Origin of the sequence: Brevundimonas sp., from assembly GCF_016463295.1 — a bacterium.
Lineage (GTDB): Bacteria > Pseudomonadota > Alphaproteobacteria > Caulobacterales > Caulobacteraceae > Brevundimonas.
On the sequence record NZ_JAEMRO010000016.1, the window covers coordinates 1 to 19,037 of the forward strand.

Below are 19,037 nucleotides of genomic sequence, written 5' to 3' on the forward strand. Positions count from 1 at the left end.
GGGTGGAGTTGAAGTATTCGAGGACGGTCAGGCCTTCCTTGAAGTTCGAGATGATGGGCGTCTCGATGATCTCGCCCGACGGCTTGGCCATCAGGCCGCGCATGCCGCCTAGCTGCTTCATCTGGGCCTGCGAACCACGGGCACCGGAGTTGGCCATCATGAACACCGAGTTGATGTCGGGGTTCTCGCCCTTGATCAGGGCGCGAGGCTGGGCGATCTCGCCCATCATCGCGTCGGCGATCTTGTCCGTGGCCTTGGCCCAGGCATCGACGACCTTATTGTACTTCTCGCCCTTGGTGATCAGGCCGTCGGCATACTGTTGCTCGTACTCCTCGACCTGGGTGCGGGTATCCGCCACCAGCCCGGCCTTGGCGGCCGGGATGACGATGTCGTCCTTGCCGAACGAAATGCCCGCCTTGGCCGCCTCGCGGAAGCCCAGCTGCATCATCTGGTCGGCGAAGATGACCGTCGCCTTCTGACCGCAGTGGCGGTAGACCTGATCGATCAGGTTGCCGATCTCCTTCTTGGTCAGGTTCTTCTCGAGCAGGCGGTAGCCGATGTTGGCGTTGTGCGGCAGCAGCGCACCCAGCTTCATCCGGCCCGGCGTGGTGTCGATCACCTTGGTGATGATCTCGCCTTCCGCATTCATCTCGGTCCAGCGCGCCTTGATCTTGGTGTGCAGGGTGACGACCTTGGCATCCAGGGCGGCATCGATTTCACCGATGTTGGCGAACAGCTTGCCCTCGCCTGGCTCGCCTTCCTTGACCAGCGACAGATAGTACAGACCCAGGACAATGTCCTGCGACGGCACGATGATCGGCTTGCCGTTGGCGGGCGACAGGATGTTGTTCGTCGACATCATCAGGACGCGCGCTTCCAGCTGGGCCTCGAGGCTCAGCGGGACGTGAACGGCCATCTGGTCGCCGTCGAAGTCGGCGTTGAAGGCGGTGCAGACCAGCGGGTGCAGGCGGATGGCCTTGCCCTCGATCAGCTTGGGCTCGAACGCCTGGATGCCCAGACGGTGCAGCGTCGGCGCGCGGTTCAGCAGGACCGGGTGCTCGCGGATGACCTCGTCCAGGATATCCCAGACCTGCGGCTGCTCGCGCTCGACCATGCGCTTGGACTGTTTGACGGTGCCTGACAGGCCCTTGGCGTCAAGGCGCGCATAGATGAACGGCTTGAACAGCTCGAGAGCCATCTTCTTGGGCAGACCGCACTCGTGCAGCTTGAGCTCCGGCCCCACGGTGATGACCGAACGGCCCGAATAGTCGACGCGCTTGCCCAGCAGGTTCTGACGGAAGCGACCCTGCTTGCCCTTCAGCATGTCGGCCAGCGACTTCAGCGGACGCTTGTTGGCACCGGTGATGACGCGACCGCGACGGCCGTTGTCGAACAGGGCGTCGACGGATTCCTGCAGCATCCGCTTTTCGTTGCGGATGATGATGTCCGGCGCGCGCAGCTCGATCAGGCGCTTCAGGCGGTTGTTGCGGTTGATGACCCGGCGATACAGGTCGTTCAGGTCGGAGGTCGCGAAACGACCGCCGTCCAGCGGCACCAGCGGGCGCAGTTCCGGCGGGATGACCGGCACGACGGTCATGATCATCCACTCGGGCTTGTTGCCCGATTCCAGGAAGGCCTCGATCAGCTTCAGGCGCTTGGAGGCCTTCTTGGCCTTCATTTCCGACGGATTGTCGGCCAGTTCGGCGCGGTGCTTTTCGGCCTCCGCGTTCAGGTCGATGCCCATCAGCAGGTTGCGGACGGCCTCGGCGCCGATCTCGGCGGTGAAGCCGTCATCGCCGTATTCTTCCTGGTAGCGATAGAACTCGTCTTCCGTCAGCAGCTGGTTCTGCTTCAGCGGGGTCAGGCCCGGCTCGGTGACGATGTAGTTCTCGAAGTAGAGGACCCGCTCCACGTCCTTCAGCGCCATGTCCAGCATCAGCGAGATGCGCGACGGCAGCGACTTCAGGAACCAGATGTGGGCGACCGGGGCGGCCAGGTCGATGTGGCCCATCCGCTCGCGGCGAACGCGGGCCAGGGTGACCTCCACGCCGCACTTCTCGCAGATGATGCCCTTGTACTTCATGCGCTTGTACTTGCCGCACAGGCATTCGTAGTCCTTGGTCGGGCCAAAGATACGGGCGCAGAACAGGCCGTCACGCTCGGGCTTGAACGTACGGTAGTTGATGGTTTCCGGCTTCTTGATCTCGCCGAACGACCACGAGCGGATCTTCTCTGGCGAGGCCAGGGCGATCTTGATCTGGTCGAAGGTCGGCGTGACCGGAAGCGGGTTGAAGATGTTCAGGACGTCCTGGTTCATCTTGTTTTCCTTCTGCGGGGCTTCCCGCGAAAATTCAGACAGTGGAGTAGAGCGAAAGACCGTCCCTCCCCGCTTTCGCGGAGAGGGATAATTCGGTCGGTCAGCTGTTCTCCAGCTCCACGTTCAGGCCCAGCGAGCGCATTTCCTTGACGAGAACGTTGAAGCTCTCGGGGATGCCCGCCTCGAAGCTGTCGTCGCCACGGACGATGGCCTCGTAGACCTTGGTACGGCCGGCAACGTCGTCGGACTTCACCGTCAGCATCTCCTGCAGGGTGTAGGCGGCGCCGTAGGCTTCCAGAGCCCAGACCTCCATCTCCCCGAAGCGCTGGCCACCGAACTGCGCCTTGCCGCCCAGAGGTTGCTGGGTGACGAGCGAGTACGGCCCGATCGAACGTGCGTGGATTTTGTCGTCGACCAGGTGGTGCAGCTTCAGCATGTAGATGTAGCCGACAGTGACCGGACGCTTGAACTGCTCGCCGGTCTGACCGTCATAGACGATCGACTGACCCGAGCGATCCAGACCGGCCTTCTCCAGCAGGTCCTCGATGTCCCCGATATGGGCACCGTCGAAGACCGGCGTGGCGAACGGCACACCCTTGGACAGGTTCTTCGCCAGCTCGATCAGCTCTTCTTCCGTATCCGGCAGAGGCGTCTCGGGGCCGTAGATGCTGGTCAGGTGATCGACCAGCGCCTTCTTCTGTCCGCCCTGTTGCCAGGCTTCCAGCAGACCCTGGATCTGCTTGCCCAGACCGGCGGCGGCCCAACCCAGGTGGGTTTCGAAGATCTGGCCGATGTTCATGCGCGACGGCACGCCCAGCGGGTTCAGAACGACGTCGACCGAGGTCCCGTCTTCCAGGTGCGGCATGTCCTCGATCGGCAGGATCTTGGAGATGACGCCCTTGTTGCCGTGACGGCCGGCCATCTTGTCGCCGGGCTGAAGCTTGCGCTTCACGGCCACGAAGACCTTGACCATCTTCATCACGCCGGGGGGCAGTTCGTCACCGCGTTGCAGCTTCTCGACCTTGTCCTCGAAGCGGCGGTCTAGAGCCTTGCGGGCGTCCTCGAACTGCTTCTTCATGGCCTCGAGCTCGCCCATGGCCTTCTCGTCGTCCAGGGCGATCTGCCACCACAGGCCGCGCGACAGTTCGCCCAGCTTGTCCTCGGTGACTTCACCGCGACCCAGGCCCTTCGGACCCGAGACGGCGTTCTTGCCCAGCAGCAGAGGCTTAAGGCGGCCGTAGACGTTGCGCTCCAGGATCTTGAGCTCGTCGTCACGGTCCTTGCCCAGGCGCTCGATTTCCGAACGCTCGATGGCGATGGCCCGTTCGTCCTTGTCGACGCCGTGACGGTTGAAGACGCGCACGTCCACGACGGTACCGGCCACGCCGGGCGGCAGGCGCAGGGAGGTGTCGCGCACGTCCGAAGCCTTCTCGCCGAAGATGGCGCGCAGCAGCTTCTCTTCCGGGGTCATCGGGCTCTCGCCCTTGGGCGTGACCTTGCCGCACAGGATGTCGCCCGGCTGGACTTCGGCACCGATGGCCACGATGCCCGCTTCGTCGAGGTTGCGCAGGGCTTCCTCGCCGACGTTCGGGATGTCGCGGGTGATTTCTTCCGGCCCCAGCTTGGTGTCGCGGGCCATCACCTCGAACTCGTCGATGTGGATCGAGGTGAAGATGTCGTCGCGCACGATGCGCTCGGAGATCAGGATCGAGTCCTCGAAGTTGTAGCCGTTCCAGGGCATGAAGGCGACGAGGGCGTTGCGGCCCAGGGCCAGCTCGCCCAGGTCCGTCGAGGGGCCGTCGGCGATGACGTCACCGGTCTTGACCTCGTCACCCACGCGCACGATCGGGCGCTGGTTGATGCAGGTCGACTGGTTGGAACGCTGGAACTTCGACAGGCGATAGATGTCGACGCCCGAGCGGCCGGCATCCAGTTCGCCGGTGGCGCGCACGACGATACGGGTACCATCGATCTGCTCGACGACGCCGTCACGCTTGGCGACCACGACCGCACCGGAGTCCACGGCCACGACCGCTTCCATGCCGGTGCCGACCAGCGGCGCGTCCGACTGCACCAGAGGCACGGCCTGACGCTGCATGTTCGCGCCCATCAGGGCCCGGTTGGCGTCGTCGTTTTCCAGGAAGGGGATCAGGGCGGCGGCGACCGAAACGACCTGTTTCGGTGACACGTCCATCATGTCCACGTCGGCGCGGATCAACAGTTGAGAGTCGCCGTTGATCCGGCCGGGGACCAGGTCCTCGACGATCATGCCGTCCTTCAGTTCGATATTGGCCTGGGCGATGGTGTATTTCGCCTCTTCCATGGCCGAGATGTAGACTACCTCGTCCTGGGCCTGGCCGTCCTTGACCCGGCGGTACGGGCTCTCAATGAAGCCGTATTTGTTCACGCGGGCGTGGGTGGCCAGCGAGTTGATCAGGCCGATGTTCGGGCCTTCGGGCGTTTCGATCGGGCAGATGCGGCCGTAGTGGGTCGGGTGAACGTCGCGGACTTCGAAGCCCGCGCGCTCACGCGTCAGACCGCCCGGGCCAAGCGCCGAAAGGCGACGCTTGTGGGTGATCTCGGACAGCGGGTTCGTCTGGTCCATGAACTGCGACAGCTGCGACGAACCGAAGAACTCGCGAACCGCGGCGGCAGCCGGCTTGGCGTTGATCAGGTCGTGCGGCATGACCGTGTCGATATCGACCGAGGACATGCGCTCCTTGATGGCGCGCTCCATCCGCAGCAGGCCGACGCGGTACTGGTTTTCCAGCAGCTCGCCGACCGAACGGACCCGGCGGTTGCCCAGGTTGTCGATGTCGTCGATCTCGCCGCGGCCGTCCTTCAGGCCCACCAGGATCTGCAGAACCTTCAGCACGTCATCCTTTTGCAGGACGCGGATTTCGTCGGACACCTCGGGGCTTTCCAGACGCATGTTCATCTTGACCCGGCCCACGGCCGACAGGTCGTAACGCTCGCTGTCGAAGAACAGCGAGTTGAACATAGCCTCGGCGGCTTCGGGGGTGGGCGGCTCGCCCGGGCGCATCACGCGATAGACGTCGAACAGCGCGTCCTCGCGGCCGGTATTCTTGTCGATGCGCAGGGTGTTGCGCATGTAGGCCCCGACCGTGACGTGGTCGATGTCCAACACGTCGATGGTGGTGAAGCCGTGGCTTTCCAGCAGTTCGATGGTCGGCGCGTCCAGTTCGTCACCGGCCTCGGCATAGATTTCGCCGGTCTCGTAGTTGACGGCGTCGGCGGCCAGATAGCGGGTCAGCAGGGCATCGGCGGCCAGCGACAGCGAGGTCGTGGTCTCACCCAGCTTCTTGGCCTGGCGGGCGCTGATCTTGGTGCCGGCGGCGGCGATCACTTCGCCGGTGTCGGCGTCGACGAGATCGAACTCGGGCTTCACGCCTCTCCAGCGCTCGGCCTTGTAGGGCGTGACCCAGCCTTCGCCGCGCTTTTCATAGGGCACGGTGTCGTAGAAGGTCTTGAGGATTTCCTCGCCGTCCATGCCCAGGGCCATCAGGAAGGTCGAGGCGGGCAGCTTACGGCGACGGTCGATGCGGGTGTAGACCACGTCCTTAGCATCGAACTCGAAGTCCAGCCAAGAACCGCGATACGGAATGACCCGCGCGGCGAACAGCAGCTTGCCCGAGCTGTGCGTCTTGCCCTTGTCGTGGTCGAAGAAGACGCCCGGCGAACGGTGCATCTGCGAGACGATCACCCGCTCGGTGCCGTTGACGACGAAGGTGCCCTTGTCGGTCATGAGCGGAATGTCGCCCATGTAGACGTCCTGCTCCTTGATGTCCTTGACCGAGCGCGCGCCGGTTTCCTCGTCCGCCTCGAACACGATCAGGCGCAACTTGACCTTCAACGGCGCGGCATAGGTCATGTCGCGCTGGATGCACTCCTCGACGTCGTACTTCGGGTCCTCGAACTCGTAGGAGACGTATTCCAGGATGGCGCGTTCGTTGAAGTCCTTGATCGGGAAAACCGACTTGAACACCGCCTCGATGCCTTCGTCCCGACGCTGGCCGGCGCGCACTTCGCGCTGCAGGAACTGTTCGTAGGAGGCGCGTTGAACCTCGATCAGGTTCGGCATCTGGATCGCTTCGGGGATACGCCCGAAGGAGTGGCGGATGCGCTTCTTGCCGGTGAACGAGGTGGCGGTGGCGAACTGACCGGGGGCGGTGAGTTCAGCGTTGGTCTTGGCCATTCTGTCTTCCCAATGCCAGCCGGGCAGCTGGCGTCAAATGCAGCAGCCACGGCTTCGCCAATCCGGCGACCCGTGACCATCGGTTTCGGCGTCCACCCTCGGGCCTTTCGGCTCCAGGACGCCTGAAATGTAGGGCTCCCTTGGGGAGGAGCGCGTCTTCGCTCGGTCGGAGGGCGACGGACCGGGCCTCGACGCTTTCGCGCGCGGACTCATGGAGTTCTGCGGAGCGCGGACATATACGCCCTTCTTCGGCGAAATAAAGGCCCCGATCACACCGGATCGGCCGCAGAGCGAAGATTTTTCGCCGCCGGTGTCGATCTGCGCACTCCCGGTGCGTCTCCCTGTCGACGCGGGATCGCCGCGCCGCCCCGAAAAACAGGATGACGCTCATGATCCGCACCACTCTGACATCGCTGGCCGCCGCACTGGCGCTCGGCACCTCGGCCCACGCCGAGGAATTCGCCCTGTTCGTCTATGAGACCCCCGCCGACTTCGCCGCGCGGGACGACGCCGCCCGCGGCCCCGGATACTGGGGGGCCTATGCGGAACTGGCCCAGGCGATGGGCGCGGCGGGGATCGTGCGTGGTGGTGGCCCTCTGACCTCCCCGGCGCTTGGCTCCCGCGTCGCCGTCCGGCAGGGTCAATCGTCGGTGACGTCGGTCGATGGCTCAGGCGAGGCGCTCAGCGGCTGGTTCGTGATCGACGTCGCCGACCGGGCCGCCGCCGAGGCCTGGGCCGCCCGCGTCCCGGCCGCCTCGACCGCCCGGATCGAGGTGCGGGCCGTCCTGCCGACGCCCATGCCAATGAACCCTTGACCCTGGACAAGCGGGGCCGTTCCCTTCGATCGCAAGTTTTTCGTCGTCTGTTGTCGATCCCGTCCGTGCCCGCGCGTCTCCTCATTGTCGGTCATCGCATCCGCCGATCGCCGACCCACCTCACGGAGCTCACATGCAATACGTTCTTCTGATCCACGAACCCGAAACCGAATCCTATCCCCAGGGCGAGGCTGATCCGGCCTGGCACGCCATCCTGCAGGCCCACACCGAGTACGGCGGCCAGATGCATGGTGCCGGCGTCTTCGTCGGTGGTGCCGGTCTGAAGTCGGCCAGCCTGGCCACCACTGTCCGCGTCACGCCCCAAGGCCGCACGGTTCACGACGGCCCCTTCGCCGAGACGCGCGAGCAGTTGGGCGGGCTGTATATGATCGACGTGCCCGATCTGGACGCCGCCATCGACTGGGCCAAGAGGCTGCCGATCGCCGGCAACGGGTCGATCGAGATCCGCCCCCTGCTGCCCCCGCCACCGATGCCGGGCTGATCGGCGTACCTTGAGTCTTCTCGACCAGACCTTTCGACAGACCGGCGGGCGCGTCATCTCTGCGCTCGCCGCGTCCTTCCGCGATCTGGACCTGGCCGAGGAGGCCTTTGCCGAGGCCTGCGCCCGTGCTGTCGAAAAATGGAGTGACGCCCCGCCCGCCGACCCCGCCGCCTGGCTGTATGCCGTCGCCCGGCGCTGGGCGCTGGATCGCTATCGGCGCCGCGCCACCGCCGCCGCCTGGCGTCCCGATGCCCCCCCGCCCGAGCCGACGCCCGAGGACCAGGTGATGGCCATGGACGACCCCATTCCTGACGAGCGACTGCGCCTGATCTTCGTCTGCTGCCACCCTGCGGTAGCCCACGACGCGCGCGCGGCCCTGACCCTGCGGACGGTTTGCGGCCTGACGACGGCGGAGGTGGCGACCGCCTTCCTGCTGCCCGAGCCGACCCTGGCCCAGCGGCTGGTCCGGGCCAAGCGCAAGATCGCCGAGGCCGGGGTGCCGTTCGACATCCCCGCGCCCGACCGCTGGCCCGAGCGGATGGACGCCGTCCTGTCGACGCTGGAGGTCGCCTATGCCCAGGCCCATGCTGACGCGGCCCTCGCCGGGCCCCATGCGGATTTCGCCCGCGAGATGCTGCATCTGACCGACCTGCTGGCCCGGCTTGTCCCTGATGACCCCGAAGTCCTGGCCCTCGCCGCCACGGTTCGCTTCACCGAGGCGCGCCGCCCGGCCCGGCTGGCCGCGGATGGGGCCATGACGCCGCTGGCCGACCAGGATGTGCGTGACTGGAATGGAGAACTTTGCGTGCAGGCCGAGCGGCTGCTGTCCAGCGCCGCTGCCTTGGCGCACCGGAACCGCCACCCGCCCGGCGCGCGCGCGTTGCAGGCGGCCATTCATGCCGTACATGCCGACCGACGCCGATCCGGCCTGACGGACTGGCGAGCCGTCGTCGGTCTGTACGATGCACTTCTGACCCAGCGTGACGACCCGGTCATCCAAACCAACCGCGCCATCGCTGTGTCGGAGGTCCAGGGTCCGGCGGCAGCCCTGTCGCTTCTGGACGCCGCGCCTCAGCGTGACTGGCTGCCGTGGCGGGCCGCGCGTGCCGACATGCTGGCGCGTCTCGGTCGGGAGAGCGAGGCGGTGGCCGAATACGATGCGGCTCTCGCGCTGCAGCCCTCCCCCGCCGAAGCCCTATTCCTCGCCGCCCGCCGCGCTGCTAGCGTCGCGGCATGACTCGCACCCCGCTTCTTGCCGCCGCCGCCCTCAGCCTGACCCTCGCCGCCTGCGCCGGTGCGTCCAGCCAGCCGGCGATGAACCTCGATTTTTCGGGCAGCAACACCCAGGAAAACTGGAACGCCGGCAATGCGGCCTATCTGATCGTCAACGGTGGCAAGCGCGGCTGGACCACGACAGAAAGCGGCCTGCAGTATCGCCGCGTCGGACCGTCCAAACCCGACGGCAAGCAGCCGGTCGCGACCGATACGGTCAAGGTCCACTATCGCGGCACCTTCGTCGACGGGCGCGAGTTCGACAGCTCCTATTCCCGCAACGAGCCCGCCGAGTTTCCGTTGAACCGCGTGATCAAGGGCTGGACCGAGGGTGTCGCCCTGATGCGTGAGGGTGAAAAGTTCGAGTTCGTCATCCCCGCCTCGCTAGGGTACGGCGACCGCTGGGTCGGCGGCGACGACCTGCCCCCCAACTCCACCCTGCTGTTCACGGTGGAATTGCTGGAAGTTCAGCCCGCCGCCTGAGGCCAGGATTACAGGATTGTAATCTTTTCGACCGTTCGTCGGGTTGACCCGCAAGGCCTGCCGTCGTGATCTCCGGCTCCCCTTTTCTGCCGGAAGTCCCCGATGATGCGTCCCCTGCCCCGCCTGCGCCTGTGCGCTTCCGCCTGCACCGCCGCCCTGATCATGGCGGCCCCGGCCTGGTCACAGACCCCGGTGCTGACCCAGCCGCAGGATGCGGCTCTGGCGCTTCCGCGTTCGCAGCCGGCCATCCCGGCCCCGACACAGGCGACCTTTCCAGGCGTGATCCGCTATGAAGCCGACGTCACAGACCGTGACCGGCGGATCATCAGCGTGCGCCAGACCATCCCTGTCCCGTCAGCGGGGCCCTTCACCCTGTTGTATCCAGAGTTTCTGCCCGGCAACCATGCCGACACGGGTCCGATCCAGCTCATCTCCGGGCTGACGGTCATCGCGCCGGACGGCCGACGGCTGGAGTGGCTGCGCGATACGGTCCAGCCCCACGCTTTCCACCTGGACATCCCCCAGGGCGTCACGGAGATCCGGGTCGAGTTCCAGTGGCTGACCCAGCCGGACGGCGGTCCCTGGCGGGTCGTCCAGACCCCCGGCATGGTCAATATGCAGTGGGAAAAGGCCGTCCTCTATCCGGCCGGCTATGCCGCCACCGGCATTACGATCGAGCCTTCGATCCGCCTGCCCGAGGGCTGGGGCTATGGGGTCGCCCTTGACACCGTTTCCAACGAAGGCGGCCTGGCGACTTTCGCACCGGTCAGCCTCTATACCCTGGTCGACAGCCCGATGTTCGCCGGGGCGCACTATCGCCGCTTTGCGCTCGACGCCGACGGGGCCTCGCCGGTATATCTGAACGTCGTCGCCGACAGGGCTGAACAGCTGGAGCCGGCGGACGGATTGATGGCCAAGTTCGAGGCCATGGTGGTCCAGGCCGACCGCCTGTTCGGTGCCCGGCCCTTCGACCGCTATGAGTTTCTCGTCGGGCTGACCAATCAGCTGGGCGGGATCGGGCTGGAGCACCACCGGTCCTCCGAGAACACCCTGGCACCGGACTTCTTCAATCGCGGCACCGGCTCGCTGGGCTCGCGCCAGTTGCTGCCACACGAGTTCGTCCACTCCTGGAACGGCAAATACATGCGGCCCGCCGACGAGCTGACCGCCAACTACAACGTCCCGACCCAGAACACCCTGATGTTCGTCTACGAAGGCCTGACGTCCTACTGGGGCGAGGTGCTGGCCGCGCGCGCCGGTCTGGCGACCAAGGACGAGACCCTGATCGGCATGGCCGGTCACGCCGCCTTCTACGAGAACCAGCCGGGGCGCCAGTGGCGGGCGCTGCACGACACCCAGAACCACAATCTGCTGGGCTATCGCGTGCCGGGCAACTGGCCGTCCTGGATGCGGACGACCACCGACTATTATGACGAAGCCCTGCTTGTCTGGCTGGATGCGGACACCCTGATCCGCGAGGGTACCGACGGACGGCGCTCGCTCGACGATTTCGCCAAGGGTTTCTTCGGCCGCCAGAATGGCGAGGTCGAGACGCGGGGCTACACGTTCGAAGAACTGGTTGCGGCCCTGAACGCCGTGCATCCCTATGACTGGTCGGGCTTCCTGCGCGGGCGTCTGGATGCGGTCGGTCCGGACGCGAAGGCTCCGCTGGATGGCATCTCACGCGGCGGCTACCGTCTGGTCTATGTCGACAGCCTGACCGACGCCGAAAAGCGTATCCAGACGGGCTGGGCCAGCGACTTCCAGTATTCCCTGGGCTTCAGCCTCTCGTCGGCGAACCGCATCGGTGGCGTTCGCTGGGGCAGTGTGGCCTATGAACAGGGGCTGGGCGCGGGCTGGGACCTGATCGCGGTGGGGGATCGCGCCGCATCGGCTGAGGCGCTGCGGGAGGCGATCACGGCTGCCAAGGGCGGATCGGTGCCCCTGACACTGACGGTGAAGAACGGCGACCGCATCCGCACCCTGTCGATCCCCTATCACGACGGCCTGCGCTATCCGCGACTGGAGCGGGTAGAGGGGACGCCGGACGTGCTGGGCGACATCCTGGCTCCGCGTCGCCGCTGAGCCTCAGACCTCCCCGCCGCCTGCATCGGCGGGGAGGTCGCGCACATACCTACTTCAGCAAGGCCAGCAGGGCCTCGGCCGCACCCTCGGACGACGCCGGGTTCTGGCCGGTGACCAGCTTGCCGTCTGTCAGCACGTGCGGAGCCCAGTCGGCGCCGCGGGAATAACCGCCGCCGTTCTTTTTCAGCTCGTCCTCCAGCAGGAAGGGCACGACGTCCGTCAGGCCGACAGCCTCCTCCTCGGTGTTGGAAAAGCCGGTGACCTTGCGGCCCTTGACCAGGAACTCGCCGTCCGGACCCTTCACGTGGCGCAGGGCGGCGGGCGCATGGCAGACGGCTCCCACCGGCTTGTCCGCCTTGGCGAAAGCCTCGATCAGGGCGATGGATGTCTTGTCCTCGGCCAGGTCCCACATCGGGCCGTGACCACCGGGATAGAAGACGGCGTCATAGTCCTCGGCCTTGATCTCTGACAGCGGATGGGTCGAGGCCAGGGCTGCCTTGGCGTCGGCGTCGTTTTTGAACCGCTCGGTCGCCTCGGTCTGGGCGTCGGGCTCGTCGCTCTTGGGGTCCAGCGGTGGCTGGCCACCCTTGGGCGAGGCCAGGGTGATGTCGGCCCCGGCATCCTTCAGGACGTAATAGGGGGCCGCGAACTCCTCCAGCCAGAAGCCGGTCTTCTTGCCGGTATCGCCAAGCTGGTCGTGCGACGTCAGGACCATCAGGATTTTCATGGGGTCAGCCTTTCGGGTTCGGGGAGAGACGGCATTTGGGAAGCCCACGCCGTCGATGCCACGACCCAAACGAAAACAGGCCCGGAGGTTTCCCTCCGGACCTGCTCATTTCGCAATGCCCTCAAGCAGCGAAGCTCCGCGAGCCTCGCGTCAGGGCACTAAAAAGTTCAGACCTTACTTGATCTGGACCTTGGCGCCGGCTTCCGTCAGCTTCTTGGCGACTTCGTCGGCGTTCTGCTTGGAGACGTTCTCGACGACGTTCTGAGGCGCGCCTTCGACCAGGTCCTTGGCTTCCTTCAGACCCAGGTCCGAACGCACGCCGCGCACTTCCTTGATCACGTTGATCTTCTTGTCGCCACCGTCCAGCAGGACGACGGTGAACTCGGTTTGCTCTTCGGCGGCTTCGGCCGGAGCAGCCGCGCCACCACCGGCCGGCATGGCCATGGCGACGGGAGCGGCGGCGGAGACGCCCCACTTTTCTTCCAGCATCTTGGACAGCTCGGCGGCTTCCAGGACGGTCAGGGCGGACAGGTCTTCAACGATTTTGGCGAGATCGGCCATTGGGATTTTCCTTCGGAGGATAGGGGTTCAGATAGAGAGGTTGCAGAGATGAAAGTGGCGAGATGCCCTACGCGGCGTCCTTGGTGGCATAGGCGTTGAAAACGCGTGCCAGTTGGCCGGCAGGAGCTTGAACCACGCCGGCGATCTTGGTCGCAGGTGCGTTGAGCAGGCCCAGCATCGAAGCGCGAATCTGATCCAGCGACGGCAGTTTGGAGAGAGTCTCCACGCCCTTCGCGTCCAGAACCTTGTCACCCATGAAGCCACCCAGGACGACGAACTTGTCGTTGGCCTTGGCGTATTCGGCAGTGACCTTGGCAGCCGTCACCGCGTCGTCGGCATAGGCGATGCCCACGGGACCCTTGAACAGGCCGTGGTAGTCGCTGCCGTCTTCGGCTTCGAGCGCCTTGAGCGCCAGGCGGTTCTTGACCACCTTGAACGTGCCGCCCGCTGTACGCAGGCGACCCCGCAGGTCTTCCATATCCGCAACGGTCAGACCCAGGTTGTGGGTCACGACCACGGCACCCGCGTCGGCAAAAACGCCCTTCAGCGTTTCGATCGACTCGGCTTTTTGTGCGCGATCCATTGCGGTCTCCAGTCTAGCATTCGCCGCCGGGCTTATTCCCGAACGGCGGTTGGCCAAAGCACCGCGCATCGCTGCGAGGCGTTCGGGCCGGTCGTATTGTCCGAAGGAGGCTTGCGATCCCGACCTGACCGGATACCGGTCGCGTCTGGCGTCGTCTGCATCCCCATCTCCCCACGGCGTCAGAGGGCTCTCTGACATTTATGGCCTGGGTGACCCCCAGACCCCGAAGTTCTCGGACAGGACCGTCAGAACCGGTAGGGTCCGGACGGCGAAGGGGCGCTCTATACACGGCTCGCCGCCAAACTCAAGCGCCGGCTCTTCACAAGCGGCGTCGAAGGCGCTCACATCCCCCTAACGGGAGCGACACCATGACTGAGTCCATCCAGACGGCCATGCCCGAAGCCACCGGCCGCGACAGCCTCGGACGGGCCGCCTCGCCGCTGTTGTTTCCGATCAGATTAGGCATCGGCGCGGTGCAGGGGCTGGCCTTGTGGTGGCTGTATCAAGCAGCAGATATGAGCTTGATATCCGGACGAGACATAGTGCGCGGTTGGCCCGCCAGCGAACCGACGCTTTTTGCGCCTTTGGTGCTGATTTTTCTCTTCGTGCCAGTTCTGCTGCTTGCCGGGGTTGGGCGGATGCGCTGGCGAACCCTGACAATCTGGGCCATCGTCGCCGCGGTCGTCCTGGCCCTGCTCGGCTGGCACGAAGTGGCGCGTCAGAGTGCCGAAACCCTGCGCTATCCGCCTTTTTTCACTGCACCCCTGTTCCTGTTCGGCGCCGCTGCCCTGTTCATCGGCCACCATCTGATCCTGCCTGCGGACACGGAACGGCGCTGGATCGCGACCTTCCCTGGCTATTTCGATACGGCGTGGAAGGCCGGGGTACAGCTAGGTCTGTCCATCGGTTTCACAGGGGCTTTCTGGCTGCTGCTCCTGCTGGGATCAGAACTGTTCAAGATCATTGGCCTGCCATTCCTCAGCAATCTGATCGGCGAGGAGTGGTTCACCATCCCCTTGACCTGCCTGGTCTTCCCGGTAGCAGTTCACCTGACAGACGTGCGCGACGGCCTGATCCGGGGCGTGCGGACCGTCGTGCTGATGCTGCTGTCCTGGCTTCTGCTGGTCATGACGGTGCTGGTCGCGGGTTTCCTTGTCGCACTGCCCTTCACCGGCCTGGATGGATTGTGGGACACCGGCAGCGCGACGGCCCTGGTCCTGTCCGCCGCCGCGGCCCTGATCATCCTGATCAACACCGCCTATCAGGACGGCCGACCCGACAACCTGCCGCCCGCGGTCCTGCGTATGGCCGTCCGCGTCGCCGCCGTGCTGATCACCCCGTTGGTCATTCTGGCCTTCTGGGGTCTGGCCCTGCGCATCGGCCAGCATGGCCTGACGCCGGACCGGATCATCGCCCTGGCCTGCGCCGTCGTGGGCCTGTCCTATGCTTTTGGCTACGGCGTCGCAGCCCTGCGTCCCTTCTGGCGGCGCGACGCCGCCTGGATGACCCCTCTGGAGCGCACCAACGTCTGGACCGCCATCCTGGCCGTCGCCCTGATCCTGGCCCTGTTCAGCCCCCTGGCCGACCCCACCCGCCTGTCTGTCAACGACCAGGTCGCCCGGCTGGAGCGCGGTGCGGTCACGGTCGAGGCGTTCGACTTCCGCTTCCTGCGTTTCGAAAGCGGCAAGGCGGGGCTGGCGGCGTTGGACCGCCTCTCCGGCTCGACCGATGTAGATGTGGCACGTCGCGCCAAAAACGCTGCTGCCACGACGGATCGCTACGACGATGCCCTTACCGGCGAGCCCAAGCGCACGCCGGTCTTCGAGGTCTGGCCTGCCGGAACAACCCTGCCCCCCGACTTCATTTCCGGCGTCGGAACGAGGGACGACCGCTATCACTGCACTGTGGAGACCCCCTGCCTGGCGCGACTCATCGACTTGAACAGTGACGGCGCTACCGAGGTTTTGACCACCAGCACAGGGTTGATCACGCTCTGGCACCGTCAAGCGAACGGCCAGTGGAGCGATCTTGGCCACTATGTTTCGCGTTGCGGAAGCAGGAGGGCCGACGGTGCCTCGCGCGACATACTCAAATCGGACCAACTCAGCGGCGTTGCCCCTGAATGGGCCGATCTGCAAATCGACGGAGAACGACTGGAAGCTCGACCCAGCTTGTCTTGTTTGGAGGCAAGCGTGCAGCCTCCTGCGACCGCCCGTTAACCCCCCGCTCACCCTGCCCGACCACCCGATCTTCACCTTGTCGGGCGTAAAACGTCCCGGAATGAGCCAGTCCCGCTGAACGAGGACTGGCCACGATCTGTGATGTTTGAAGGGTGTTTCCGCATGGCCAAGACCGTTCTGGTGGTCGACGACGATCCGACCCAGCGCCGCCTGGCCCAGGCCGTGCTGGAGCGTGAAGGCTATGCCGTCGTGCATGCCGAGAGCGGGGGCGAGGCGATCGACCGCTTGACCAAGGGCGGTGGGGCCGATGTGGTCCTGCTGGACATGGTCATGCCGGGCATGAGCGGCATGGAGGCCCTGGCCGAGATTCGTACCGCCGGCGTCACCACGCCGGTCATCGTCCTGACCGCCAACGGCGGAGTGGACGCCGTGGTCAAGGCCATGCAGGCCGGGGCCCAGGACTTCTTCGTCAAGCCGGTGTCAGCCGAACGCCTTTTGGTCGGCGTCTCCAACGCCCTTCAGATGACCCGGCTGACGGCCGAGGTCGGACGCCTGACCAAACGCGTTTCCAACCGCTCCTCGTTCGACGACCTGGTCGGCGACAGTCCGCCGATGCGCACGGTCAAGGCCATGGGGACCCGCGCCGCCAAGTCCGGCATCCCCGTCCTGATCACGGGCGAAAGCGGTGTCGGCAAGGAAGTCATCGCCCGCGCCCTGCACGGCGCCTCGGACCGTTCGGGCAAGCCCTTCGTCGCCGTCAACTGCGGGGCACTGCCGTCCAACCTGATCGAATCCATCCTTTTCGGCCACGAGAAGGGTGCCTTCACCGGGGCCCACGACAAGCACCTGGGCAAATTCCAGGAGGCCAACGGCGGCACGCTGTTCCTCGACGAGATCGGCGAACTGCCCCTCGACATGCAGGTCAAGCTGCTGCGCGCGCTTCAGGAGGGCGAGGTCGATCCCGTCGGGGCCAAGCGTTCAGTCAAGGTCGATGTCCGCATCGTCTCGGCCACCAATCGCGACCCGGCCCAGCAGGTCAAGGAAGGTGCCTTCCGCGAGGACCTGTTCTACCGCCTGAACGTCTTCCCGATCGAGGCCCCGGCCCTGCGCGACCGGCGCGAGGATATCCCCGCTCTGGTCGATCACTTCATCGCCCGCTTCAATGCCGAGGAAGGTCGCCGCGTCACCGGCTGCGCGCCCGAAACAATGGCGATGCTGACGGCTTTCGACTGGCCCGGCAACGTCCGCCAGCTGGAGAACGCCGTCTACCGCGCCATCGTCCTGGCCGATGCGCCCTTCCTGCAACCCCACGACTTCCCGGCCATCTCCGGCATGGCCGCGCCTCTTCTTCCTCCGGTTGGAGAGGCGGATCGACGCCCAGGCGGCGAGACGGAGGGGGCACAGGCAAGCGCCGTCAGCCTGGCTCCCGACAGCCCCATCCGCATCCTCGACGACCGTGGCCACCTGCGGACCCTGGAAGAGATCGAACGCGATCTGATCCAGCACGCCATCGCGGTCTATGCCGGCCACATGTCCGAGATCGCGCGCCGCCTCGGCATCGGCCGATCCACCCTGTATCGCAAGGTCCGCGAACAAGGTCTGGAGGACGTGCTGCGCGAGGCGGGCTAGCGTCGGCAGCATAGCCTTTCGCGGCTCTCTGCTCTGCCAGCAGCCGTAGCCGTGGCTCGGCGGCCACCATCCACAGCCCTATCCCCTGTCATATCGGCAGAGGGGCAGATTACGTCCCCATCTGGCGCATCATGGGTTTAAGCGTCGGCGGATGAACGCCCTCGCCAGCTTCCCCTCGCCGCTCGATTCCGCGCCTGTCGCCGCCATGCCCCACAATCTGGAGGCCGAGCAGGCGCTGCTGGGCTCGCTGATGTTCGACAATGCCGTGTTCGAGCGGCTGTCGGACCGCCTGCGCGGCACCCATTTCTACGAACCCTTTCACCAGCGCCTGTACGACGCCATCGAGGATCACATCCGCCAGGGCATGCTGGCCGAGCCGACGATCCTGATGGAGCGGTTCAAGCAGGATCCGGCCTTTCAGGAGTTCGGCGGCCTGCGCTACCTCGCCGATCTGGTGGACCGCGCGCCGCCCGCCGCAAACGCGCCCGACTATGCCCGCGTCGTCTATGACCTGGCGCTGCGTCGTGACCTGATCCGCATCGGCGGCGAGATCATCCATCAGGCCCCTCAGCCGGAAACACCGGCCATCGACCAGATCGAGGGGGCCGAGCAGCAGCTCTATTCCCTGGCCGAGACCGGCAAGCCGTCGTCCGGCTTCGTCAGCTTTTCCAACGCCCTGTCCGGCGCCGTCCAGATGGCGGCGGAGGCGTATCAGCGTGACGGCAAGCTGGCCGGTCTGGCCACGAACCTTGACGACCTGGACCAGAAGCTCGGCGGCCTGCACCCCTCCGACCTGCTGATCCTCGCGGGGCGTCCGTCGATGGGCAAGACGGCGCTGGCCACCAACATCGCCTTCAACGTGGCGCGCAACTATCGCTGGGAGCCGACGCCAGAGGGACGCAAGACGGTCTCGGGCGGCGTCGTGGCCTTCTACTCCCTGGAAATGAGTGCCGAACAGCTGGCCATGCGGATTCTGGCCGATGCCTCAGGCGTCTCGTCCGACAAGCTGCGCAAGGGCGAGATCAACGCCTCGGACTTCGGCAAGATCAGGGACGCCGCGGTCGAGATCGGCGAAAGCCCGCTCTACATCGACGCCACCGGCGGCCTGTCGATCGCCAAGCTGGCCGCCCGCGCTCGCCGGCTGAAGCGGATGGAGCACGGGCTGGATTTGATCATCGTCGACTATCTGCAACTGGTCACCGTCGGCGAAGGCAGCAACCAGAAGAACCGGGTGCAGGAGGTGTCGGAGATCACCGGCGGGCTCAAGGCGCTGGCCAAGGAGCTGTCGGTGCCGATCATCGCCCTGTCGCAGCTGTCACGTCAGGTCGAACAGCGCGAGGACAAGCGGCCGCAACTGTCCGACCTGCGCGAATCCGGCTCGATCGAGCAGGACGCCGACTGCGTCATGTTCGTCTATCGCGAAAGCTACTATCTGGGCCGGGCCGAGCCGCGCGAGGGCACCGAAGAACACCTGAAGTGGCAGGAGGATATGGACCGTCTGGAGCACCAGGCCGAGGTCGTCATCGGCAAGCAGCGCCACGGCCCCATTGGCATCGTCAAACTGTCCTTCGATGCCGATACCACCAAGTTCGGCAACCTGGCCCAGGGTCAACAGTACGACAGCTACGGCGAGTGACAGCGACCTTCTTGACACCCCGCAGGACTTT

General features: G+C 65.6%; 13 protein-coding genes. 8 read left to right on the top strand and 5 right to left on the bottom strand.

The genetic code is table 11. From position 1 onward, the window contains the following. On the bottom strand, positions 1-2,317 hold a 2,317-nt coding region (rpoC, locus tag JHC81_RS05790; RefSeq protein ID WP_292171894.1), incomplete at its 3' end, for a DNA-directed RNA polymerase subunit beta'. 100 nt (positions 2,318-2,417) lie between these two features. Continuing rightward, a complete protein-coding gene (rpoB, locus tag JHC81_RS05795) occupies positions 2,418-6,533 on the bottom strand; it encodes a DNA-directed RNA polymerase subunit beta (protein WP_292171897.1) in 4,116 nt (1,371 codons plus the stop codon). A gap of 389 nt (positions 6,534-6,922) precedes the next feature. Between rpoB and JHC81_RS05800 the strand changes: the two genes are divergently transcribed. The 5 genes from JHC81_RS05800 (at position 6,923) to JHC81_RS05820 (ending at position 11,690) form a co-directional block, all read left to right on the top strand. After that, a complete protein-coding gene (locus tag JHC81_RS05800; RefSeq protein ID WP_292171900.1) occupies positions 6,923-7,348 on the top strand; it encodes a YciI family protein in 426 nt (141 codons plus the stop codon). Positions 7,349-7,481: 133 nt separating this feature from the next. Then, complete coding sequence (locus JHC81_RS05805; protein ID WP_292171902.1) at positions 7,482-7,850, top strand: YciI family protein; 369 nt, start codon at positions 7,482-7,484, stop codon at positions 7,848-7,850. 10 nt (positions 7,851-7,860) lie between these two features. Then, complete coding sequence (locus tag JHC81_RS05810; RefSeq protein WP_292171905.1) at positions 7,861-9,087, top strand: DUF6596 domain-containing protein; 1,227 nt, start codon at positions 7,861-7,863, stop codon at positions 9,085-9,087. Next, the gene (locus JHC81_RS05815) at positions 9,084-9,605 is read left to right on the top strand and encodes an FKBP-type peptidyl-prolyl cis-trans isomerase (RefSeq protein ID WP_292171908.1); all 522 of its coding nucleotides are present in this window, start codon (positions 9,084-9,086) and stop codon (positions 9,603-9,605) included. The genes JHC81_RS05810 and JHC81_RS05815 overlap by 4 nt, the downstream gene beginning before the upstream one ends. 102 nt (positions 9,606-9,707) lie before the next feature. Next, a complete protein-coding gene (locus tag JHC81_RS05820; protein ID WP_292171911.1) occupies positions 9,708-11,690 on the top strand; it encodes a peptidase M61 in 1,983 nt (660 codons plus the stop codon). Between the two features lie 49 nt (positions 11,691-11,739). Here JHC81_RS05820 and JHC81_RS05825 read toward each other — a convergent pair whose 3' ends face one another. The 3 genes from JHC81_RS05825 to rplJ form a co-directional block, all read right to left on the bottom strand. Beyond that, complete coding sequence (locus JHC81_RS05825) at positions 11,740-12,417, bottom strand: type 1 glutamine amidotransferase domain-containing protein (RefSeq protein ID WP_292171914.1); 678 nt, start codon at positions 12,415-12,417, stop codon at positions 11,740-11,742. Between the two features lie 174 nt (positions 12,418-12,591). Beyond that, positions 12,592-12,978, bottom strand: a complete 387-nt coding sequence (gene rplL, locus JHC81_RS05830) for a 50S ribosomal protein L7/L12 (protein ID WP_292171916.1) — start codon at positions 12,976-12,978, stop codon at positions 12,592-12,594. 67 nt (positions 12,979-13,045) lie between these two features. Next, the gene (rplJ, locus tag JHC81_RS05835; protein WP_292171918.1) at positions 13,046-13,561 is read right to left on the bottom strand and encodes a 50S ribosomal protein L10; all 516 of its coding nucleotides are present in this window, start codon (positions 13,559-13,561) and stop codon (positions 13,046-13,048) included. Positions 13,562-13,929: 368 nt separating this feature from the next. Here rplJ and JHC81_RS05840 point away from each other — a divergent pair, with 368 nt between their 5' ends. From JHC81_RS05840 to JHC81_RS05850, 3 genes are all read left to right on the top strand, one after another. Further along, positions 13,930-15,780, top strand: a complete 1,851-nt coding sequence (locus JHC81_RS05840; protein ID WP_292171919.1) for a DUF4153 domain-containing protein — start codon at positions 13,930-13,932, stop codon at positions 15,778-15,780. Positions 15,781-15,903: 123 nt separating this feature from the next. Further along, a complete protein-coding gene (locus JHC81_RS05845) occupies positions 15,904-17,370 on the top strand; it encodes a sigma-54 dependent transcriptional regulator (RefSeq protein ID WP_292171921.1) in 1,467 nt (488 codons plus the stop codon). 151 nt (positions 17,371-17,521) lie between these two features. Then, entirely contained in the window at positions 17,522-19,006 is a 1,485-nt protein-coding gene (locus tag JHC81_RS05850) for a replicative DNA helicase (RefSeq protein ID WP_292171924.1), read from the top strand. Positions 19,007-19,037: the final 31 nt, after the last annotated feature.